General features: G+C 68.9%; 19 protein-coding genes. 7 read left to right on the forward strand and 12 right to left on the reverse strand.

What is annotated here, in order from left to right; translation table 11 throughout:
• Positions 1–1,010: autotransporter outer membrane beta-barrel domain-containing protein (locus tag V7D28_RS03775; RefSeq protein ID WP_333586026.1), on the forward strand; the 1,010-nt coding region annotated here is incomplete at its 5' end.
• A gap of 16 nt (positions 1,011–1,026) precedes the next feature.
• On the forward strand, positions 1,027–1,818 hold the full coding sequence (locus V7D28_RS03780) for a hypothetical protein (protein ID WP_333586027.1): 792 nt from the start codon (positions 1,027–1,029) through the stop codon (positions 1,816–1,818).
• A 6-nt stretch (positions 1,819–1,824) separates the two neighbouring features.
• On the opposite strand, the gene V7D28_RS03785 is transcribed toward V7D28_RS03780, so the two are convergent.
• The 4 genes from V7D28_RS03785 to V7D28_RS03800 form a co-directional block, all read right to left on the reverse strand.
• The gene (locus V7D28_RS03785) at positions 1,825–2,304 is read right to left on the reverse strand and encodes a Dps family protein (protein ID WP_333586028.1); all 480 of its coding nucleotides are present in this window, start codon (positions 2,302–2,304) and stop codon (positions 1,825–1,827) included.
• 36 nt (positions 2,305–2,340) lie between these two features.
• Positions 2,341–2,574, reverse strand: coding sequence for a DUF2061 domain-containing protein (locus V7D28_RS03790; RefSeq protein ID WP_333586029.1), 234 nt, complete (start codon positions 2,572–2,574; stop codon positions 2,341–2,343).
• A 153-nt stretch (positions 2,575–2,727) separates the two neighbouring features.
• The gene (locus V7D28_RS03795; protein ID WP_333586030.1) at positions 2,728–3,930 is read right to left on the reverse strand and encodes an acetyl-CoA C-acyltransferase; all 1,203 of its coding nucleotides are present in this window, start codon (positions 3,928–3,930) and stop codon (positions 2,728–2,730) included.
• 34 nt (positions 3,931–3,964) lie between these two features.
• The gene (locus tag V7D28_RS03800; RefSeq protein WP_333586031.1) at positions 3,965–6,043 is read right to left on the reverse strand and encodes a 3-hydroxyacyl-CoA dehydrogenase NAD-binding domain-containing protein; all 2,079 of its coding nucleotides are present in this window, start codon (positions 6,041–6,043) and stop codon (positions 3,965–3,967) included.
• Between the two features lie 169 nt (positions 6,044–6,212).
• Here V7D28_RS03800 and V7D28_RS03805 point away from each other — a divergent pair, with 169 nt between their 5' ends.
• Positions 6,213–7,001 carry an SDR family oxidoreductase gene (locus V7D28_RS03805; protein ID WP_333586032.1) on the forward strand — a complete coding sequence of 263 codons (789 nt, stop codon included), beginning with the start codon at positions 6,213–6,215 and terminating at the stop codon, positions 6,999–7,001.
• 91 nt (positions 7,002–7,092) lie between these two features.
• The gene (locus V7D28_RS03810; RefSeq protein WP_333586033.1) at positions 7,093–8,322 is read left to right on the forward strand and encodes a TetR/AcrR family transcriptional regulator; all 1,230 of its coding nucleotides are present in this window, start codon (positions 7,093–7,095) and stop codon (positions 8,320–8,322) included.
• A 21-nt stretch (positions 8,323–8,343) separates the two neighbouring features.
• Here the strand turns inward: V7D28_RS03810 and V7D28_RS03815 are convergent, their stop codons facing one another.
• The 4 genes from V7D28_RS03815 to V7D28_RS03830 all read right to left on the reverse strand — a co-directional run bounded on the left by V7D28_RS03815 (position 8,344) and on the right by V7D28_RS03830 (position 14,434).
• Entirely contained in the window at positions 8,344–9,810 is a 1,467-nt protein-coding gene (locus V7D28_RS03815; RefSeq protein ID WP_333586034.1) for an MFS transporter, read from the reverse strand.
• Positions 9,811–9,932: 122 nt separating this feature from the next.
• The gene (locus V7D28_RS03820) at positions 9,933–11,471 is read right to left on the reverse strand and encodes an MFS transporter (protein WP_333586035.1); all 1,539 of its coding nucleotides are present in this window, start codon (positions 11,469–11,471) and stop codon (positions 9,933–9,935) included.
• Between the two features lie 12 nt (positions 11,472–11,483).
• Positions 11,484–12,998 (reverse strand): MFS transporter, encoded by a 1,515-nt coding sequence (locus V7D28_RS03825; RefSeq protein ID WP_333586036.1) that lies wholly within the window; start codon positions 12,996–12,998, stop codon positions 11,484–11,486.
• A gap of 446 nt (positions 12,999–13,444) precedes the next feature.
• Complete coding sequence (locus V7D28_RS03830) at positions 13,445–14,434, reverse strand: NAD(P)H-quinone oxidoreductase (RefSeq protein ID WP_333586037.1); 990 nt, start codon at positions 14,432–14,434, stop codon at positions 13,445–13,447.
• Positions 14,435–14,519: 85 nt separating this feature from the next.
• On the opposite strand from V7D28_RS03830, the gene V7D28_RS03835 reads away from it, so the two are divergent.
• The gene (locus V7D28_RS03835; protein WP_333586038.1) at positions 14,520–14,738 is read left to right on the forward strand and encodes a DUF1192 domain-containing protein; all 219 of its coding nucleotides are present in this window, start codon (positions 14,520–14,522) and stop codon (positions 14,736–14,738) included.
• Positions 14,739–14,856: 118 nt separating this feature from the next.
• On the forward strand, positions 14,857–15,369 hold the full coding sequence (gene rcdA, locus V7D28_RS03840; RefSeq protein WP_333586039.1) for a protease adaptor protein RcdA: 513 nt from the start codon (positions 14,857–14,859) through the stop codon (positions 15,367–15,369).
• Between the two features lie 108 nt (positions 15,370–15,477).
• Here rcdA and rpmE read toward each other — a convergent pair whose 3' ends face one another.
• Positions 15,478–15,702: a 50S ribosomal protein L31 gene (rpmE, locus tag V7D28_RS03845; RefSeq protein WP_333586040.1), complete on the reverse strand. Its 225-nt coding sequence runs from the start codon at positions 15,700–15,702 to the stop codon at positions 15,478–15,480.
• Between the two features lie 136 nt (positions 15,703–15,838).
• Here rpmE and V7D28_RS03850 point away from each other — a divergent pair, with 136 nt between their 5' ends.
• Positions 15,839–17,698 carry an ABC transporter transmembrane domain-containing protein gene (locus V7D28_RS03850; RefSeq protein WP_333586041.1) on the forward strand — a complete coding sequence of 620 codons (1,860 nt, stop codon included), beginning with the start codon at positions 15,839–15,841 and terminating at the stop codon, positions 17,696–17,698.
• 4 nt (positions 17,699–17,702) lie between these two features.
• On the opposite strand, the gene V7D28_RS03855 is transcribed toward V7D28_RS03850, so the two are convergent.
• The 3 genes from V7D28_RS03855 to thiE form a co-directional block, all read right to left on the reverse strand.
• Positions 17,703–18,749: a glycerophosphodiester phosphodiesterase family protein gene (locus V7D28_RS03855; protein ID WP_333586042.1), complete on the reverse strand. Its 1,047-nt coding sequence runs from the start codon at positions 18,747–18,749 to the stop codon at positions 17,703–17,705.
• A 45-nt stretch (positions 18,750–18,794) separates the two neighbouring features.
• Positions 18,795–19,589, reverse strand: a complete 795-nt coding sequence (locus V7D28_RS03860) for an inositol monophosphatase family protein (RefSeq protein ID WP_333586043.1) — start codon at positions 19,587–19,589, stop codon at positions 18,795–18,797.
• A gap of 117 nt (positions 19,590–19,706) precedes the next feature.
• A complete protein-coding gene (gene thiE, locus V7D28_RS03865) occupies positions 19,707–20,357 on the reverse strand; it encodes a thiamine phosphate synthase (protein WP_333586044.1) in 651 nt (216 codons plus the stop codon).
• Positions 20,358–20,427 lie beyond the last annotated feature (70 nt).

Below are 20,427 nucleotides of genomic sequence, written 5' to 3' on the forward strand. Positions count from 1 at the left end.
CGCCCACCCCGCCGCCGGTGATCGATGACGGCTCCATCACGGTGAGAAACCCCGACGGATCCACCGTGCGCCTCACCGTGCCCGAGCAGCAGCTGATCAGCGTGGCGGAGGCCGATCAGCTGGTCATGGCGCTGATCGGCGACCGGGTTCAGATCGGCAGCCTCCAGACCTTCGTCACCGAACGCCTCCGCGCCATCGGAACGGCGGCCCTGCAGGCCAATCTGCGCCAGTTCTCCGATTCCGGCCGCTATCGCGGCGCCTCCGCCGGCGAGGGGGCGGCCGGCGGCGGCCTGTGGATCAATGTCACCGGCGCCTATCTGGAGGACAAGCGCCGCGGCGCGGCCCAGGACGGTCACAGCGGCGCCCTGGCCATCGGCGTCGACCGGGTGATGGGATCGACCATCCTCGGCGCCTATGTGGGCCACAGCCGCACGGAGCTGGACGGCGCAGGCGTGGCGTACGAGTCCGAAGGCTGGAACGGCGGCCTCTATGCCAGCCTGTCCCCGGCGCCGGCCCTGCGGGTGACCGCTGCGGCGGGCTATGGGGACTATGATGTCAGCCATGACCGGGCCCTGGGCGGCGTGCGCAGCATCGGCAAGACCGGCCGCACGCAGACCCATGGGTCGATCAGTGTGGAATCGCCGCAGGCCCTGGGGGACTCCTGGGTGGTGATCCCGTCCGTCGCCCTGGCGGTGTCCTCGTCGGAGACTGACGCCTATCAGGATCAGGCCAACCGCCCGGTGGCGGGCAACGCCACGGACATGACCCTGATCTCGGGCGGGGCCAGCCTCTTCTATACCGGCGGCGCCTGGCTGCCCTTTGTCTCGGCCAGCTTCAATCACCAGACCAATGCGCCGGCCGGGACCGATCCGGACTATGGCCTGCTGGGCGCCGGCCTCGCCATTCCGGTGGGCGAACGCCTCAGCCTGGCCATCACCGGCCAGGCCCTGGTGGGCAAGTCCCGGGAGGGCCAGACCACCTTTGGCCTGACCCTGCGCCGGGCCTTCTGAGGCTCAGCCTTCTCCCATGTGGCGGCGCCTGACACCCCTGTTCCTGGCGTCGTTGCTGACCGCATCCCCCGTCGCCGCCCGACACGTCCACCCCCTGGGCGACGGGTGGGTGCGGTTCGAAGTGGCGGCGGCGGGGCGACCCCTCGCCGCCGCCATGCCGTCCGAGCTCGGAACCGCCTCTCCGCTGGTGGTGGTGATCGAGGGCGATGGCGCGGGCCACGACCGGCGCGGAGGCGCCGCGCCCGATCCCACGCCGACACGCGCCGTGGGGCTCGAGATCGCCCGGGCCTGGCCCGGCGGCGCGGCCTGGCTCGCCCGGCCCTGCCAGTTCGTCACCGATCCCGCGTGCCGCCCCGCCGACTGGACCACAAGCCGTTTCGACGCCCGGGCGCTGGCGCAGATGAACGCTGGGCTCGACGCCCTGAAGGCGCGCGCGGGCGCCGATCGGCTCATTCTGGTGGGCTGGTCGGGGGGCGGTGTGATCGCGGCCCTGGCCGCGCGGGCGCGTTCGGATGTGGCGGGGCTCGTGACCCTGGCCGCCCCGCTCGATGTGGCCGCCTGGACGGCCAGCCGGGGGTTCACGCCGCTCTCAGGCCTCGATCCAGCCCGCCTCGAAGCGCCGCTGAACCTGCCGCAGGTCCATGCCCTGGGCGCCCTGGATCCTGTGGTGCGGCCACAGACCGCACGCGAAACGGCCCGGCGCTGGGCCGGGCCGCGGGGCCAGGTGGTCACCTGGCCGGAACGTCATGACTGCTGCTGGACCCGGCGGACGCACGATCTCGACGCCCGCCTGAAGGCTCAGTTCTGAAGCGGACTACTTGCCGCCCAGGGTGGCGCGCAGCATCCAGGCATGCTTCTCGTGGGCTTCGAGCCGGTCGGCGATGATGCCGGCGCTGGCCTCGTCATCGTGGCTCTGGGCCAGGGACAGGGCCTGGCGGGCGGTGGCGATCACCGTCTCATGGTCGCCGGTCAGCGCCTTGAGCATGGCCTCGGAGTCGGCCTCCGGATCGCCGTCCTTGATGGCGCTGAGATTGCCGAAGGCGCCATAGCCCTGCGGGGCCAGCTCGCCCAGGGCGCGGATGCGCTCGGCCACATCGTCGATGGCCTGCCACATCTCGGTGTACTGCTCCATGAACAGAGCGTGCAGGGAGGAGAAGTTCGGCCCCCGCACGTTCCAGTGGAAGCCGTGGGTCTTCAGATAGACGGCGTAGCTGTCGGCCAGCAGGCGCGACAGGGCCTGCGCCACCGCCTTGCGGCCATCGGCCTCCAGGCCGGTCTTGATCTTCTCAGCCATGAAACTGCTCCTTCGAACTCGTTATTGCTCAGCTTGTCACCGAACGACCTGGGACCGCAGGGGTTCCAGGGTTCGGCGTCGGGCGCCGCGCCGCTCGGCGCGTTCCCAGGCGCGTTCGTGCAGGGCGAAGGCGATGGTTTGAAACACAGGCTCCACCATGCCGATAGCCAGGGCCGCCCGCCAATCCCGGGTCAGTGCGTAGGCCACCGAAAAGGCCACGACGAGGTGCATGAGGCTGTAGGTCAGCGTCTTGGCAGCCGTCTTCTTCATCGCCTGATCCTCTGGATATCGTGAAATCCATATATGCTATCAATGCGGCTGAGGGAAGGGTCGTTGCAAACAATTCGCAAAAAAGCTGCGACTCCATGAAAAAAGGGCCGCCCGGAGGGCGACCCTTTCTCAACGCTTCAAAAGACGGGACGATCAGAAGATCTCGAAAAGACCCGCCGCGCCCATGCCGCCGCCGACGCACATGGTGACGACGCCGTACTTGGCGCCCCGGCGCTTGCCTTCGTACAGGACATGCGCCGTGCAACGGGCGCCGGTCATGCCGTAGGGGTGGCCGATGGAGATGGCGCCGCCCGAGACGTTCAGCTTCTCATTGGGGATGCCCAGGGTGTCGCGGCAATAGAGCAGCTGGGAGGCGAAGGCTTCGTTCAGCTCCCAGATGTCGATGTCGTCGATCTTCAGGCCATTGCGCTCCAGCAGCTTCGGAATGGCGAAGACCGGGCCGATGCCCATTTCCTCAGGACCGCAACCGGCCACGGCCATGCCGCGATAGGCGCCGAGCGGCTCCAGGCCGCGCTTTTCGGCTTCCTTGGCTTCCATCAGCACCACGGCCGCAGCGCCGTCCGACAGCTGGCTGGCGTTGCCGGCGGTGATGAACTTGCCTTCCTGGACATAGCGGCCGCCCTTGAACACCGGCTGCAGCTTCTGGAGGTCGGCCAGCGTGGTCTGGGGACGGTTGCCCTCGTCCTGGGCGATGGTGATCTCCTTTTCGGAGGCCTGGCCCGTCGCCTTGTCGAACACCATCATGGTGGTGGTCATGGGGACGATTTCCTGGGCGAACCGGCCCTCGGCCTGGGCCTGCGCGGTGCGCTGCTGCGATTGCAGGGCGTATTCGTCCTGGGCCTCGCGGCTGATGTTGTAGCGCTCGGCCACGATCTCGGCAGTCTCGATCATCGAGGTCTGCAGCTCGGGCACATGCTCGGCCAGCCATTCGTCCCGGGCGCGGAACAGGTTCATCTTGTCGTTCTGGACGAGCGAGATGGATTCCAGGCCCGCGCCGATGGCGATCGGGGCGCCGTCATTGATGATGTACTTGGCGGCCGTGGCCACCGCCATAAGGCCCGACGAGCACTGACGGTCCAGGGACATGCCCGAGACCTTGTTGGACAGGCCGGCGCGCAGGGCGGCCTGGCGGCCGATGTTCTGCGCGGTGGTGCCCTGCTGCAGGGCCGCGCCCATCACCACATCGTCCACCTCGGCCGGGTCGAGCTTGGCCCGGGCCACCGCCGCGGCGATGGCGTGGCCGCCCAGGGTCGGGGCGGTGGTGTTGTTGAAGGCCCCACGATAGGCCTTGCCGATGGGCGTCCGCGCGGCGGACACGATGACGGCTTCACGCATGGATTGATCCTGCTTCTCTGCTTGGGGAGGAGGGTTAGAGGTCCTTGAAGGACTTGCCTTCGGCGACGAGCTTTTCCAGCAGGGCCGACGGCTTGAAGGCGTCACCCATCTTGGCGTGGAATTCCTGCATCTTGGCCAGCACCTTGGGCAGGCCCACCTGGTCGCCGTACCACATGGGACCGCCGCGATAGACCGGCCAGCCATAGCCGTTCTGCCAGACCACATCGATGTCGGAGGGACGGATGGCCTTGCCCTCTTCGAGGATCTTCGCGCCCTCGTTGATCATCGGATAGATGCAGCGCTCCAGGATTTCATCGTCGGAGACCTCGCGGGGATTGGCGCCGGTCTTGACGATGAAGTCGTTGATGACCTTCTCGGTCACCGGCGAGGGCTTGGCGTTGCGGTTCTCGTCATAGTCATAATAGCCCGCGCCGGTCTTCTGGCCGCGGCGGTCCATCTCGCAGAGCACGTCGCGGATGCTCTCGCCCTTGGACTTCTCCTTGACCCAGCCGATGTCCAGGCCGGCCAGGTCGCTCATGGCGAAGGGACCCATGGGGAAGCCGAAGTCGTAGAGGACGCGGTCGATGTCCCAGGGCATGGCGCCTTCCATGACCAGCTTCTGCGCTTCGCGCTGGCGCTGACCCAGGATGCGGTTGCCCACGAAGCCGGGGCAGACGCCCACCAGAACGGCCACCTTGCCGATCTTCTTGGCCAGCTTCATGGAGGTGGCGATGACCTCCTTGCTGGTGTGGTCAGCGCGGACGATCTCCAGCAGGCGCATGACATTGGCCGGCGAGAAGAAGTGCAGGCCGATGACGCTCTCCGGCCGCTTGGTGACCGCGGCGATCTCGTCGATGTTCAGGCCCGAGGTGTTGGTGGCCAGGATCGCGCCGGGTTTGCAGATGGCGTCGAGCTTGGTGAAGATGTCCTTCTTGATGTCCATCCGCTCGAACACCGCCTCGATGACGAGGTCGACATCGGCGAGCGCGTCCATCTCCAGGGAGCCGGTGATGAGCGCGCAGCGCTCCTCCACCTGCTGGGCGGTGATTCCTCCCCGCGAGGCGGTGCGCTCATAGTTCTTGCGGATGGTGGCCAGGCCCCGGTCCAGAGCCTCCTGCTTCACCTCGATCAGCACCACGGGGATTCCGACATTGGCGAAGTTCATGGCGATGCCGCCGCCCATGGTGCCGGCGCCGATGATGCCCACCTTGTTCACCGGGATGGTGGCGGTGTCGTCAGCCACGTCGGGGATCTTCTGGGCCTGGCGCTCGGCGAAGAAGGAATAGCGCTGGGCGGCCGATTGAGAGCCGCTCATCAGTTCCAGGAACAGCTTGCGCTCGGTGGCCAGGCCCTCTTCGAAGGGCTGGTTCACCGCGGCCTCGACGCAGCGGATATTGTACTCCGGGGCCAGGAAGCCGCGGAACTTGCGCGCATTGGCCTTGCGGAAGGCCTCGAAGATTTCCGGCTTGCCCTTGGCGGCGTCCAGCTTCTCGTTCTGGTCGCGGATCTTGCGCAGGGGACGGCCGTCGGCCACCACCTTGCGGGCGAAGGCCAGAGCCTGCTCCCGCAGCTGGCCTTCCTCGACCAGCTCGTCGACCAGACCGAGGTCCTTGGCCTCCTTGGCCGGCACATGGCGGCCCGAGGTCATCATGGAAAGCGCCGTCTCCACGCCGACCACCCGGGGCAGGCGCTGGGTGCCGCCGGCGCCCGGCAGCAGGCCAAGGTTCACCTCGGGCAGGCCGAGCCTGGCCGAGGGAACGGCCACGCGGTAATGGGCGCAAAGGGCCACTTCCAGACCGCCGCCCAGGGCGGTGCCGTGGATCGCGGCCACCACCGGCTTGGAGGCGCCCTCGATGGCGTCCTGGACCTCCGGCAGGGAGGCGCCGGCCATGGCGCCGCCGAACTCGGTGATGTCGGCGCCGGCGATGAAGGTGCGCCCGTCGCAGATCAGCACGATGGCCTTGGCGGCCGGATCGGCGTCGGCCTTCTGGAAGGCCTGGTGCAGGCCGTCGCGCACGGCCGCCGACAGGGCGTTCACCGGCGGGGAGTTCAGGGTGACGACGGCCACATCGCCGTCGAGCGTCAGGTCAGTGACCGGATTGATCTGGGTCATGCGCGTCCTCGATAATTTCTGGGGGCCGCTTCTGGGACGGGCGACCTTGCCGATTCAAACGCGTGTTATAGGCCTGACGGGACGGGTGCGAGTCAATCATGGCCGCTCGCCCAAGGCCTGACGCAGCAGGGGCTGCCAGGACATTTTGGCTCATCAAGGAGGCTAAGGAATGGCGCTCAATCTGTTTTCGCTCGAGGGCCGGACCGCCCTCGTCACCGGCGGTTCCCGCGGCATCGGCAAGATGATCGCCGCGGGCTTCCTGGCCCAGGGCGCCAAGGTCTATATCTCCTCGCGCAAGCCCGGCGCCTGCGACGCCACGGCGGCCGAATTGTCCGAGGCCGGCGGCGAGTGCATCTCCCTGCCTCAGGACGTCTCCACCGTGGAGGGCTGCCAGGCCCTGGCCAAGGCCCTGGGCGAGCGGGAAGAGAGCCTCGACATCCTGGTGAACAACGCCGGCGCCGCCTGGGGCGCGGGCTTCGAGGAATTCCCCGAGCACGGCTGGGACAAGGTCATGGACCTGAACCTCAAGTCGCCCTTCTTCCTCACCCAGGCCCTGCATGGGGCGCTGAAGGCCGCCGCCAGCGCCGATCGCCCGGCCAAGGTGATCAACATCGCCTCCATCGACGGCATCCGGCTCAGCCCCATGGAGACCTATTCCTATCACGCCTCGAAGTCGGGCCTGATCTATCTGACCCGGCGCCTGGCGGCCCGGCTGATCGCCGACCAGATCTGCGTCAACGCCATCGCGCCCGGCGCTTTCGCCTCGGAAATGAACCGCACCGCCCGCGACCACGGGGATGCGGTGGCCAAGATGATCCCCGCCCGTCGGATCGGCCGCGACGAGGACATGGCCGCGGCCGCCATCTATCTGGCCTCCCGCGCCGGGGACTATGTAGTGGGCGAGACCATCGCCGTGGACGGCGGGGTGGCGCTGGCCACCGTGGGCGCGGCGGGCTGACGCTTTACGCACCCGTCAACCCTCCGATAGAGAGGGGGCGTCCCTGCGGCGCTCCCCCTTTTCCGCCGCGCGGACCGGAGCTGACACCCCCATGGCCGAGCGAGTCATCGCCCGCGCGACCGATCGATACGAGCGCAAGCGCGAGGAAATCCTCGACGCGGCCACCGTCATCCTGAACCGGCATGGGGTGAAGGGCCTGACCCTGAACCTGGCGGCTTCGGCCGTGGGTCTCTCCACCACCAGCGTCACCTACTATTTCAAGCGCAAGGATGATCTGGCCGCCGCCTGCCTGATGCGCGGGGTGGACTGGCTGGACGAGGTGGCCGAGGCGGCCCTGGCCTGTCCGGCGCCGGCCGACCGGGTGGCGCGGATCATCGAGCTCAATCTGGAGCGCCTGCGCCTGACCGCCTTGGGCGAGGCCGCCCCCCTGCCGGTGATGTCCGACATCCGCGCGCTCAACCCGCCCCGCCGGGCCGAGGTGTTCCAGGCCTATATGAAGGCCTTCCGCCGCATCCGGCAGGTCTTCGAAACCCCGGACCTGGCCTGGCTGACCCGGGGCCGGCGGACGGCGCGCACCCTGCTTCTGCTGGAGCAGGTGTTCTGGTCCGCCGCCTGGCTGCCCCGCTACGAGGTGGCGGACTATCCGCGCATCGGCGAGCGCATGACCGACATTCTGCTGGGCGGCCTGGCGGCCGAGGGCGCGGTCTGGGCGCCCAAACCGCCGGCCATGGCCGAACTGGCGCCGGGGGAAGGCCTGGAGATGAGCCGCGACGCCTTCCTGCGGGCGGCCACCCGGCTGATCAACACCCACGGCTATAAGGGCGCTTCGGTGGACCGGATCTCCGCCGAGCTGAACGTCACCAAGGGCTCCTTCTACCATCACAACGAGGCCAAGGACGACCTGATCGCCGCCTGCTTCGAACGCAGCCTGGAGGTCATCCGTCGGGTGCAGCGGCTGGTGGCCGAGCGGGAAGGGGATGCCTGGTCGCGTCTATCCAGCGCCGCGGCGGCCCTGGCGGAGTATCAACTGTCCGACTATGGCCCGCTGCTGCGGTCCTCGGCCCTGTCGGCTCTGCCGGAGGGGGTGCGCTCCGGCACGGTGGGGGACATCAGCCGCGTCTCCGAACGTTTCGCGGCCATGATCGCCGACGGCATCGCCGAAGGCGTCCTGCGCCCTGTGGACCCGCTGATCGCCGCCCAGATGCTGGCGGCGACCCTGAACGCCGGGGCGGAGCTTGGCCACTGGGTGCCCGGCGTACGTCAGAAGGCCGCGCCGGCGGTCTTCCTGCGGCCCATGCTCATGGGCGTCTTCTCCCGCTGACCTGCGAGCGAAACGGCCCCTCTACTGGGGGCCGGGAGTCTCGATTCCGTCGGATCCGGCGTCGGCGGCCAGCTTGCGCAGGGATTCCGCATGGCCCTCGCGGGTGATGGCGTAGAAGGCCACGAAGACGATGGAGGCGGCATAGAGGGCGCCCAGAACCGGCACATAGAGCAGGCCCAGGTCGCGCAGCACCGCCTCCGGCACCTCGCCCGGGCGCGCCCCTTGCGGGAAGGCGATGAGCAGCAGGATCAGGCTCGAGACGAAGATGCCCACGCCCGAGACCGACTTGTTCACGAAGCTGGCGGCGGCGAAGAACAGGCCCTCGGAGCGACGGCCGGTGCGCAGTTCGGAATTCTCCACCACGTCGGCGATCATCGAGGAGATGAGGATCGAGGCGGTGATGGACAGGCCCGTCGAAAGGGTCGTCTGCAGGAACAGGATGGGCACCACCATGGGCGCCCCGTTGTCCGGGAAGAGGCCCAGCAGGCGCAGGCTGATGGGCGCCGCGGCGATGACGAAGGCCAGCACCTTGGTGATCTGGGCCGCGCCCTTCTTGCCCAGGCGCAGGGACAGGGGCGCAGCCAGGGCGAAGGCCAGGGCCGCGGAGATGAAGTTGCCGATGGCGAAGATGGAAATCTCCCGCGCCGTCAGCTCCCAGAAGTAGGTGTTGAAATAGAGGTTCAGCGACAGGACCAGGCCGCCGGCCATGGCGTTGAACAGGCCCGCGCAGATCAGCACCAGGAAGGAGCGGTTGGCCAGCGTTCCGGCCATCTCCTTCATCACCTGGCCGAAGCTCAGCTTGCGCTTGGGCGGGGTCACCAGGTCGGGAATGTGCCGGTGGGTGCCGATGGACGAGACCAGGATGGCCACCAGCATGACGCCGGCCGCGGTCAGCCCGTAGTTCACATAGCCGTCGGGATTGAGCTGGCCCACGGGATGGTCCTCGCTGGGGCGCAGGAAGACCTGGAAGGCCAGCAGCGTCATAGTCAGACCGCCCCACCAGGCGAAGAAATAGCGATAGCTGAGGACCTTGGTCCGCTCGTCGTAGTCGGTGGTCAGTTCGGCGGCCAGCGCCGTGGACGGGATTTCATAGAGGGTGATGAAGGTGCGGATCAGCACCGCCACCCCCAGCAGGTAGAAGAAGAGGCCGGTCTCGGAGAGTTGCGGCGGGTTCCACAGCAGGCCGTAGGTGATCGCCACCGGGATGGCGGCGGCGTACATGAACGGGTGGCGACGGCCCCATTTGGAGCGCCAGTTGTCCGACATCTGGCCGATCAGCGGGTCGGAAATGGCGTCGAAGATCATGGCGATCATGATCACCAGGCCCACCGTGTGGGCCGGCATGCCGATGACCTGATTGTAGAAGATCAGCAGGAGATAGGAGAAGCCCTGGTCCTTGACCCCGAAGGCCACGGTCCCGAAGCCGTAGAACAGCTTGGTGGGCAGGCTGAGCCTCTTGGCGGCGGGGCGGGCGGGGCTCTCGGACAAGGGCGTCTCCTCCAGCGACCCGGCGCGGGCGCGCCACCCGCATGGCGGGTGGCGGCCCCAAGGTCAAGCCGGCCGGAGCCCTGGACCCGAATGACGGACCCGGCGCCCCGGCGGAGGCGCCGTCAGCCGAGGCGGGTGGGCGGCGTCTCCGGACCGGCCGGCCCCAGGGCGGCGGGCGTGCCCGTCTCGCCCTCGGCCTCGGTGGTGGAGGCCTTCAGCGCCGCTTCGTCCAGTTTGCGGAGGTTCTCCTCGTGCTTCTCCTTGTCGATGTTGAACAGGAAGAGGCAGCCGATGGCGATGGCATAGAAGAAGAGCAGGGTGGGCAGATAGATCAGCGCCATGTTGCGCAGGACTTCTGGGTCCACCTCTCCGCGGCGGGCGTTCTGCGGGAAGGCGATGAAGGCCAGGAGGGCGCCGGAGACGAAGACCCCCAGGCCCGAGACCACCTTCTTGAAGAGGTTGTCGGCCGAGAACAGCAGGCCCTCGGAGCGGCGGCCGGTCTTGACCTCGGAGTCCTCCACCACGTCGGCGATCATGGAGGCCAGCATGACCCCGGTCATCATGGCCATGGCGCCGTTGGCGATCACGTCGACGAAGAGGATCCAGAACAGAAGATCGGTGCCGTTGGCCGGCATGACGCCCACCAGCCGCAGGGCGATGGGACCCAGCAGGGCGACCACGGCGCCGGCGAACATGGTGATGGCGCCGTTGCGCTTGCCCATCTTCGCCGCGACCTTGGGCGCCAGAGACACGCCGATGAAGCTGGCGATCACCCCGGCCACCGTCAGCAGGGACAGCTGGGTCTGGGTGAGCTCCCAGAAGTAGATGAAGAAATAGAGCTCCAGCCCGCCCTTCACCCCCAGCGAGATGGACATAAACATGCCCGAGATCGTCAGGGCCACGAAGGCGCGGTTGTTCAGGGTGTGGGCCACCTCGCGCATCATGCCCTTGAACGTGACCTTCCGGGCGGGCGGCTGGCGCAGATAGGGGATCTGCTTATGGGTGCCGGCGGTCGACGCCAGGATGACCACGAAGATCAGGAAGGAGGCGAAGAGCGCATAGGCGAAATAGCCGTCCCGTGACAGCACGCCGCCGCCCCCATCGGGGGTCTCGCGCAGGAAGACCTGATAGGCCAGCAGCGTCATGCCGAGACCGCCGGCGACGCTGAAGAAGTAGCGCAGGGAGATCAGGTTCGTGCGCTCGTTGTAGTCCTTGGCCAGTTCGGGGGCGAGGGCCGCGGACGGCAGCTCAAAGAAGGTGTCGAACAAGCGGATGACCAGCAGGCAGACCAGCATGTAGGCGAAGATCTGGGCCTGCTCCCACCCTTCGGGCGGGTTCCAGATCATGAAGAAGGCCACCGCCACCGGCAGGGCGGCCACGTACATGAAGGGGTGTCGACGGCCCCAGCGGGAGCGGAAATTGTCGGAAATCTGCCCGACCAGCGGATCGACCACGGCGTCGAAGATCAGCGCGAACATGATGGCCGTGGAGACCATCTGCGGCGGCAGGCCGATCACCTGATTGTAGAAGATCAGCAGGAAGGTCGCCAGGCCGCGCTGCTTGATGGCGCTGGCCGCGCCGCCCATGCCGTAGAGCACCTTGGTGGGCAGGTTCAGCCGTGGGGCCTGGGCCGCCGGCGCGGCGTCAGTGACGGTGGTCATTCTGGGGGGTTCCTAAGCCTTTGAGCCCAGGGGCGGCGCGCCCCCGGACAAAGCCCCGGCGCCGGCCTCGGCGGCGACCCCGGCCTCGTCGGCCCGGGCGGCGACCTCGTCCAGCTTGCGGAGGTTCTCTTCGTGCTTGGCCTTGTCGATGTTGAACAGCGACAGACAGACAATGCCCAGGCCGTAGAGCAGGGTGACGACCGGCAGATAGACCAGGCCCATATTCTGGAGGATTTCGGGGTCCACCTCGCCGCGGCGGGCGCCTTCGGGGAAGGCGACGAAGCTCAGCACCGCCCCGGCGATCAGGATGCCCACGCCCGAGACCGCCTTCTTGAAGAGGTTGTCGGCCGACATCAGCAGGCCTTCGGAACGGCGGCCGGTCTTGACCTCGGCGTCTTCCACCACGTCGGCCACCATGGAAACCAGCATGACGCCGGTGGCCACCGCCATGCCGGAGTTCAGCACGGTCTCGGTGGCCAGGAGCCAGAACAGAAGGTCCGTGCCGTTCGGGGGCATGAGGCCGAACAGGCGCAGGGTGATGGGGCTGATGCCGATGGCCAGGGCGCTGGCGAACATCAGGATCGCGCCGCGCTTCTTGCCCAGAGCCTTGGCCACATGGGGGGCGATGGCCACCCCGCCCAGGCTGCCCACCACGCCGAAGACGGTCAGGGCGGCCAGCTGGCTCTGGGTGAGCTCCCAGAAATAGAGGGCGAAATAGATCTCCAGGCCGTTCTTCGACCCCGCCGCCACGGCGATGAACATGCCGGTGAGGGTGGCGATGACGAAGGCCCGGTTGTTGAGCGTCTGGGCGACCTCCCGGGCCATGGCCACCAGGGTGATCTTGCGGGCCGGCGCCTGACGCAGATAGGGGATCCGGTTCTGGGTGCCGGCGGTGGAGATGAGGATCACCGAAAAGATCAGCAGGGCCGAGACCAGGGAGAAGGCGAAATAGCCTTCCCGCGCCAGAATGCCCCCCGAGCCGTCGGGGTTCTCCGCCAGGAAATACTGATAGGCCGCCACGGTCATGCCCAGACCCCCCACCACGGTGAAGAAGGCCCGCATGGAGACCAGACTCGTGCGCTCGTTGTAGTCGCGGGTCAGTTCCGGGGCGAGCGCGGAGGACGGCAGCTCAAAGAAGGTGTCGAACAGGCGCACCGTCAGCAGGCACACCACCATCCAGGCCACGATGGCCTGGTCGCTCCACCCCTGTGGCGGGTTCCACAGGAGGAAATAGGCCACCGACACCGGCAGGGCCGCGGCGTACATGAACGGATGGCGCCGTCCCAGCTTGGAGCGGAAATTGTCGGAGACCTGGCCCACCAGGGGATCGACGAAGGCGTCGAAGATCAGGGCCAGCATCAGGATGGTGGAGACCGTCGCCGGCGAGAGCCCCACCACCTGATTGTAGAAAATCATCAGGAAGATGGCCAAGCCGCGGGCCTTGACCGCATTGGCCACGGAGCCCAGCGCGTAGAGCAGCTTGGTGTGCAGTTTCAGAGGGGGGATCTCTGAGGGCGTGGCCGTCATCCAGGTCTCCGGGGGCAAGCTGAACCAAGGGAGGTGTCAGGTGCGCTCAGCCGCCGGCCGTCCCGCGCGGCGCGGGCGTCCTTTCGGCCTGACACGGCGAGGTTTCTCCAACCTCGGCGCGTCGCCGCATGGGCTGTGCGGGTCACGACGCAAAATCCTCCCTGCCGCCCCTGCATGGAGGCGATCATTCTTGTCTTGCGTTCGTCGCAGGGCTGGTCGCCCGGAGGCATACGCACGCAAGAGGCCTCAACCGTGGGGGAGGCTTTGCGCAGCGTCAACGTCTATGATCTTACAGATCTGACACAATCTAACCGTTTGGCGCCAAGGGGTTGAGCGCTGTCGATCGGTCGCCTTAAGGACGTCTGCATCGCAGGCCGGACTTGCGGCGACGCAACATTCCTGCCGCGGCGCCGCATCAAATTCTAGTGTCCGGTATAGGGCGGCGCTCAGGCTTGCAGCATGACCTTGCCCAAGTGGCGGCCCGCCTCAAGATGGGCGTGGGCGGCGGCGGCCTCCTCGAGGGGGAAGACGCGGTCGATCTGAGGGGTCAGCCGGCCCTCGGCAACCCATGGCCAGACGCGGGCCTCCACCTGGGCGGCCAGGCGGGCCTTCTCGTCGGCGGACCGGGGCCGCAGGGTCGAGCCGGTGACCACCGCGCGCTTCTGCATCAGGGCGCCGATGTTCAGGTCCACCTTGCCGCCGGCCTGGGCGGCGATGAAGACGATGCGCCCGCCGGTGTTCAGCGCCGCCAGATCCTTGGCGAAATAGTCGCCGCCGACCATGTCCAGGATCACGTCGCAGCCGCCGGCCGCGCGGGCGGCCTCGGCGAAGTCCTCGCTGGAGGCGTCGATGGCGAGATCGGCGCCCAGCTCCAGGGCCTGGCGGGCCTTGTCGGCGCCTCGGGCGGTGGCGATCACCCGGGCGCCGGCGGCCTTGGCCATCTGGATCGCTGTTGTCCCGATGCCGGACGTGGCGCCGTGGACCATCAGGGTTTCTCCGGCCTGCAGCGCCCCATGCTCGAACACATTGGCGAAGACGGTGAACACCGTCTCGGGCAGGGCGGCGGCCTCCAGGGCGCTGAGCGTCCCGGGAATCGGCAGGGCGTGGCGGGCGTCGCAGACGGCGTATTGCGCATAGCCCCCGCCGCCCAGCAGGGCGCAGACCCTGTCGCCCGGCCGCCACCGTCCGGCCCCCCTCAGCACCTCGCCGGCCACCTCCAGGCCCAGGGTGTCGGGCGCTCCAGGCGGCGGCGGGTAGAAGCCCAGGCGCTGGGCGATATCGGGGCGGTTGACGCCGGCGGCCTCCACCTTGATCAGGATCTGCCCTTCTGCCGGCTGCGGCGTGGGCAGACGCACAGCCCGCAGGGCCTCAGCCGGTCCCTTGCCCCCCTCGACGCTGATCGCCGTCATCTCCTGCGGCCATGTCGATTGACCCATGGGTGTGCCCTCCGTGTTCTTGCGTCCGAACGCGCTTGCGGCTTGGATAGACCGCCTGTTCCATCGGGCAAAGGGAAGACGGGCCGTGGACGAACCTGCCGATGTCCGCCTGACGCGGGGCCAGCGCCTGGCCGAGGCGACACGCGAAGACCTGGATCTCTATGCGGTGGAGGAGCTGCAGGCGCGCATCGCCCTGCTTCAGGCCGAGGTCGCCCGCACGGAATCAGCCATCAGCCGCAAACAGGCCGGGCGGGCGGCGGCCGACGCCCTCTTCCGCGCCGGGTCTCCCGGAGACGGCGCCTGATCTGGGGCGCCATCCACAGGGCGGACGCCTGGCGCCAGGGGGAATGGCACAGGCGTTGCATCGACACCGCCATCGGGCCTAACGGTCCGCTCACGGCAAGGGGCTAAGGAACAACGTGATGAGCGAGATGACCGCGCAGGCCAAGCCTTGGCGTCCCGATGTGATCGCCGACTTCGCGCGCTCGGAGCTGTTCGACCGCACCTTCCAGGAAGGCATGGAGCTGGTCGAGGAGACCGCCGCCTATCTGGACGGCGCCGGGCGGCAGGAATCCAAGCGGCTGGACCGCACGGCGGCCCTGGCCTATGCGGCCGAAAGCATGCGGCTCACCACCCGGCTGATGCAGGTGGCCTCCTGGCTGCTGGTGCAGCGGGCGGTGCGCGAGGGCGACATGGCGCCTGAGGCCGCCTGCGAGGAACGCTATCGCCTGGCCGCCGAAATGGCCGGGGCGCCGGCCGCCGCGGCCGATATCCTGCCGGCGGGGCTGGTGGATCTGATGGAGCGTTCCGAGCGGCTCTTTGAGCGGGTCCGGCATCTTGACCGCCGCATGTATGTGGACGTGGCCGAGGACGCCGCGCCCAATCCGGTGCTGTCCCAGTTCGACCGCCTGCGCAGCGCCTTCGGCGCGGCCTGACCAGCCAAGTCCCAGGTTCAAGACAAAGAAAGAGACGCCGCAGGAGGCCTGCGGCGTCTCTTTCTTTGCGAGGACGCACGCCGGATCGTCGCGATCCGGCGGCGAGTCTTACTTGCGCGTGAAAGCGCCGAACTTGGCGTTGAAGCGCGACACGCGGCCGCCGCGGTCCAGCAGGGTCTGGGCGCCGCCGGTCCAGGCCGGGTGCGTCTTCGGATCGATGTCCAGGTTCAGCGTCGCCCCTTCCTTCCCGTAGGTGGACCGGGTCTGGTAGGTCGTGCCGTCCGTCATCACCACGGTGATGAAGTGATAATCCGGGTGGGTGTCTTGTTTCATCGCGAGGACAACCGACGTAAAGAGCAGCGGGTGACGCGCCAACAGCCTTGAGGGGCCAGACCCGGGGGCCAAGGCGCGCAAACGAGCCGCGCGTATACAGAAACGGCGGCCCTGAAGCAAGGGCGCACGACAACCCATGACCGACCAGGCCTCTGTCTCTCCGCCCGTCTCCGATCCGGGCGGACGGCCCGGCCGGGGCGCGGAGCTGGCCCAGAGCCTGGACGAGGCCGCCGAGCGCCGCCCGCGCAGCCGAAATATCGGCGCCCTTCGCCGCCTGGCGCCCTTCGCCAGCCGCCGGCCTGGAGAGGTCGCAGGCGCCCTGGTCTTCCTGGTGACCGCCGCAGCCGCCACCCTGGGGCTCTCGGGCGCCGTGCGCCTGCTGGTGGACGCCCTGACGGCCCCCGACGTCACCGGGGCGCAGGTCAATCTCTGGTTCGGACTGATCGGGGCCGTGGCCCTGGTGCTCGCCCTGTCCTCGGCCCTGCGCTACTTCTTCGTCACCCGTTTGGGGGAGCGGGTGGTGGCTGACCTGCGTCAGGCGGTGTTCGGCCACATCCTGACCCTGGACCCCGGCTTCTTCCTGCGCACCCGCACCGGCGAGGTGCTGTCGCGCCTGACCACCGACATCCAGATCGTCGAGAACCTGCTGGCGACCTCGGTCTCCACCGCGCTTCGCAACCTGCTGACCCTGGTGGGCGCGCTCATCCTGCTGGTGCTGGTGAGCCCGCGGCTGACGGGCCTCGTGCTGCTGATGTTCCCGTTCGTCCTGCTGCCCCTCTTCCTGTTCGGCCGCCAAGTGCGGCGGCTGACCGTCTCCAGCCAGGACCAGTTCGCCGGGGCTGTCGGCCAGGCGGGCGAGACCCTGGAGGCGCTCGAGACCGTCCAGGCCTTCGGCGCCGAAGGCCGCGCCGCGCGCCGGTTCTCTCTTGCGGTGGAAACCGCTTTCGCCACCTCCCTGAAGCGCATGAAGGCCCGGGCGGTGATGACGGCCCTGGTCATCGGCCTCGTCTTCGGCGGGGTGGTGGCGGTCTTCTGGCTGGGCGTCCAGGCGGGCCTGCGCGGCGAGATGAGCTGGGGCGCCCTGTTCCAGTTCGCCTTCCTGGCCGTCATGGCCGCGGGCTCGGTGGGCGCCCTGGGCGAGACCTGGGGCGAGGTCCAGAAGGCGGCCGGCGCCATGGACCGGATTTCCGAATTGCTGGAGGCGCGCCCCGGCATCGCCGCGCCCGCCGTCCCCACCCCGCTTCCCGAACCGGTTCGCGGCGAGATCGCCTTTCAGGACGTCACCTTCGCCTATCCCGGCCGCCCGGACCTGCCCGCCCTGAAGGGGTTCTCCTTGCGCGTCCGTCCGGGCGAGCGGGTGGCCCTGGTGGGGCCGTCGGGGTCGGGCAAGAGCACGGTGCTGCGTCTTCTGCTGCGCTTCTATGATCCGGACGCGGGCGTGGTGCGTCTGGATGGGGTCGATCTGCGCCAGACCGATCCGTTCGCCTTGCGCGCCCGCATGGCGCTGGTGGCCCAGGACTCGCCCCTGTTCTCCGGCTCGGCGGCGGAGAATATCGCCTTCGGTCTTTCCCAGCCTGACGCCCAGGCGATCCAGGCCGCCGCCCAGGCGGCTCAGGCCGAGGCCTTCGTCGCCGCCCTGCCGGGCGGGTTCGACGCGCCCCTGGGTGACCGGGCGCGGAGCCTCTCAGGGGGCCAGCGCCAGCGCCTGGCCATCGCCCGGGCGCTGGCCCGCCACGCCCCGATCCTGCTGCTGGACGAGGCCACCAGCGCGCTGGACGCCGAGAATGAGCGCCTGGTGCAGAAGGCCCTGGACGAGGCCATGAGCGGCCGCACCACCCTGGTCATCGCCCATCGCCTGGCCACGGTGCTCAAGGCCGACCGGATCGTGGTCCTGGACGACGGACAGGTGATGGAAGAAGGCGGCCATGCCGAACTCATGGCCCGAGGCGGTCTCTATGCCCGGCTGGCGGCCCTGCAGTTCGGTCAGGCGGCCTGACGCCTCACCCGGCCAGGGTTTCGCGGCGAACCTGCACGGCCAGTTCGGGGAAGTCGGTGAAGACCCCGTCCACGCCCGCCTGATAGAGCGCCCGCAGAAGGGTGGCGGAATCGCCGTGTTCGGCAGGCGCCTCGCCCCGGCGAAGCGTCGGCGGCAGAAAGTTGTTTTCGCTGCGCACCGTCCAGGGGTGCACCTTCATCCCCGCCGCATGGGCCTGGGCGATCAGCGGCCGGGGACGAAGGTCGGGGTCGGCCAGGTCCAGGACAAGGCTCAATTCCGGCCCCAGGCCGTCGGCGAAGCGGGCGAGCTCGACCAGGCGCTCGGGGCTTAAGGCGCCGGCGCCTGCCAGCATGACGGTGGGCGCGTCGGCGCGCGCGCGGAACTGGCGCAGGGGTTCGGGCTCGAAACACTGGACGAAGATGGGAGCGTCCCGGCGGTCCAGGCCCGCAGCGCGCACCGCCTGGGCCAGGGTCTCGACCATGGGCAGGCCCAGGCCGGCGAAGAAGGTGGGGTGCTTCATCTCCGGATAGACGCCGATGGTCCGGCCGGTGCGGGCCGATTCCCGGCGGGCCAGGGCGACCACCTCCTCGAAGGTGGGGATTACGGCCTGACCGTCGAAGGCCGCGCTCAGGGGCCGCAGATGGGGCAGACGTTCGCGGGCGCGCAGCGTCTTCAGCTCGGCGAGGGTGAAGTCCTCGGTGAACCAGCCCTCCACCGGCCGCCCGTCGATCACCTTGCGCGTGCGCCGGGCGGCGAATTCCGGCCGGGCGGCCACGTCTGTGGTCTCGGAGATCTCGTTCTCGTGCCGCGCCACCAGCGCCCCGTCCCGGGTCATCACGAGATCGGGCTCGATGAAGTCCGCGCCCTGGTCGATGGCCCGCTGATAGGCCAGTTCGGTATGCTCCGGCCGCTCGCCGCTGGCCCCGCGATGGGCGATGACCAGGGGGCGGCGGACCTCGTCAGCTCTTGCGGGGCGCAGGGGAGCCAGCGCCAGGGCCGGGGGGAGGGCGAGGCCGGAGGCGGCGAAGGCGCGGCGGGTGAGGCGGGTCATGGAGCCTGGACCCTAGCGCCCTTGCGTGACGGTTCGATCAAGCCTTCAGGCCGCCGCGGCCAGCCGCTCCAGAAGCTGGGGGTGCAGGTCGAGATTGGCCGCACAGACGCTGCCGGTTCCCAGGACGTCCTCTTCGCCCTCGGCATTGGTCACCTTGCCGCCGGCCTCGGTGACCAGAAGGATGCCCGCCGCGAGGTCCCAGCGGTTCAGGTCGCGCTCCCAGAAGCCGTCGAACCGGCCGGCCGCCACATAGGCGAGGTCCAGGGCCGCCGAGCCGAAGCGCCGGACGCCGGCCACCCGCTGGCTGATCTGGTGCAGCTCCTTGAGGAACCTGGCGTGCTGGCCGTGGCCCAGGAAGGGAATGCCGGTGGCGAACACCGCCTCGTCCATACGCTTGCGGGCGGCCACCCGCAGGCGATGGTCGTTGACGAAACAGCCCTTGCCCTTCTCGGCCCAGAAGAGCTCGTTTGTCACGGGATTGTAGGTCACCGCCGCCACGATGACGCCCTGGCGTTCCAGGGCGATGTTGATGGCGAAGTGCGGGATGGCGTGCAGGAAGTTGGTGGTGCCGTCCAGGGGATCGACGATCCAGGTGTGGGTCTTGTCGGTCCCTTCCACCAGGCCGCGCTCCTCGCCCAGAAAGCCGTAGCCGGGGCGGGCGGCGGTCAGGGCCTCGAAGATCACCTGCTCGGCCTTGATGTCGGCGGCCGAGACGAAGTCCGCCGCGCTCTTGCGCGAGACCTGCAGTTCGGCGAGTTCGCCGAAGTCGCGATTGAGTCCGCGGGCCGCCTTGCGGGCGGCGTCGGACATGACTTTCAGAAGAGCGGTTTGGGTGGCCACGGTCTTATCCAGTGCGCGCGGGACCCGCAGGCGTTTTGGCGGCGGGTCGGCGTCGGTCGGGCGGGAAATCGGCGGCGGAACCTAGTCGCGCCGCCTCGACATGGCAAGGCGGGCCAATCAGCCCCGTCTCTCCACGCCCCGGGCGATGGCCGCATTCAGCGCCCGCACCGCCGCGGCGGGCCCCTCGGGATGGGACCAGACCCCGGCCGAGACCGCCAGGAAGTCGGCGCCGGCGGCGGCCAGGCCCTCGGCGTTCTCCGCCGTGACCCCGCCGATCGCCACGCAGGGGATCTCCATGGTCTCCTGCCAGATGGTCAGGATTTCCGGATCGGCGCGGGTGGGGGCGTCCTTGGTGGTCGTGGGGAAGAAGGCGCCGAAGGCCACATAATCGGCGCCGGCCTCGGCCGCCTCCATGGCCAGATGGCGGCTGTCATGACAGGTCACCCCGATCATGGCCTGCGGACCCATCAGCTTTCGCGCCTGGGCGCAGGGCATGTCGTCCTGGCCCACATGCACCCCGTCGCAGCCCAGGCGGGCGGCCAGGTCGGGCCGGTCATTGAGGATCACCGCCACGCCGCGGGCCTGGGCGATGGGCATGATCACATCTGCGGCGGCGGCGACCACATCGTCCGGCGCGCCCTTCAGTCGGATCTGCAGGGCCGCCACGTCGCCCGCGTCCAGGGTCTCGGCCAGCAGACGGCCGAAGGCGGCCAGGTCGTCGATGGCGGGCGGGGTCAGGAGATAGAGGCGGCAGTCCGGCGTGGTCATGGCCTGCTTCTAGACCACCACATGGCCTGACGGAATCGGATCGTTGGGCGAGGCCCGTCCGCAGTTGAGG

The sequence above is a fragment of the Phenylobacterium sp. genome (genome assembly GCF_036723115.1).
In the GTDB taxonomy this organism is placed as follows: Bacteria; Pseudomonadota; Alphaproteobacteria; order Caulobacterales; family Caulobacteraceae; genus Phenylobacterium.

Bases quoted from the DNA above. Each gene is read 5' to 3' on its own strand.
- V7D28_RS03780 (WP_333586027.1), top strand. From the start codon at position 1,027: ATGTGGCGGCGCCTGACACCCCTGTTCCTGGCGTCGTTGCTGACCGCA.
- V7D28_RS03785 (WP_333586028.1), bottom strand. From the start codon at position 2,304: ATGGCTGAGAAGATCAAGACCGGCCTGGAGGCCGATGGCCGCAAGGCG.
- V7D28_RS03790 (WP_333586029.1), bottom strand. From the start codon at position 2,574: ATGAAGAAGACGGCTGCCAAGACGCTGACCTACAGCCTCATGCACCTC.
- V7D28_RS03795 (WP_333586030.1), bottom strand. From the start codon at position 3,930: ATGCGTGAAGCCGTCATCGTGTCCGCCGCGCGGACGCCCATCGGCAAG.
- V7D28_RS03800 (WP_333586031.1), bottom strand. From the start codon at position 6,043: ATGACCCAGATCAATCCGGTCACTGACCTGACGCTCGACGGCGATGTG.
- V7D28_RS03805 (WP_333586032.1), top strand. From the start codon at position 6,213: ATGGCGCTCAATCTGTTTTCGCTCGAGGGCCGGACCGCCCTCGTCACC.
- V7D28_RS03810 (WP_333586033.1), top strand. From the start codon at position 7,093: ATGGCCGAGCGAGTCATCGCCCGCGCGACCGATCGATACGAGCGCAAG.
- V7D28_RS03820 (WP_333586035.1), bottom strand. From the start codon at position 11,471: ATGACCACCGTCACTGACGCCGCGCCGGCGGCCCAGGCCCCACGGCTG.
- V7D28_RS03825 (WP_333586036.1), bottom strand. From the start codon at position 12,998: ATGACGGCCACGCCCTCAGAGATCCCCCCTCTGAAACTGCACACCAAG.
- V7D28_RS03830 (WP_333586037.1), bottom strand. From the start codon at position 14,434: ATGGGTCAATCGACATGGCCGCAGGAGATGACGGCGATCAGCGTCGAG.
- rcdA (WP_333586039.1), top strand. From the start codon at position 14,857: ATGAGCGAGATGACCGCGCAGGCCAAGCCTTGGCGTCCCGATGTGATC.
- rpmE (WP_333586040.1), bottom strand. From the start codon at position 15,702: ATGAAACAAGACACCCACCCGGATTATCACTTCATCACCGTGGTGATG.
- V7D28_RS03850 (WP_333586041.1), top strand. From the start codon at position 15,839: ATGACCGACCAGGCCTCTGTCTCTCCGCCCGTCTCCGATCCGGGCGGA.
- V7D28_RS03855 (WP_333586042.1), bottom strand. From the start codon at position 18,749: ATGACCCGCCTCACCCGCCGCGCCTTCGCCGCCTCCGGCCTCGCCCTC.
- thiE (WP_333586044.1), bottom strand. From the start codon at position 20,357: ATGACCACGCCGGACTGCCGCCTCTATCTCCTGACCCCGCCCGCCATC.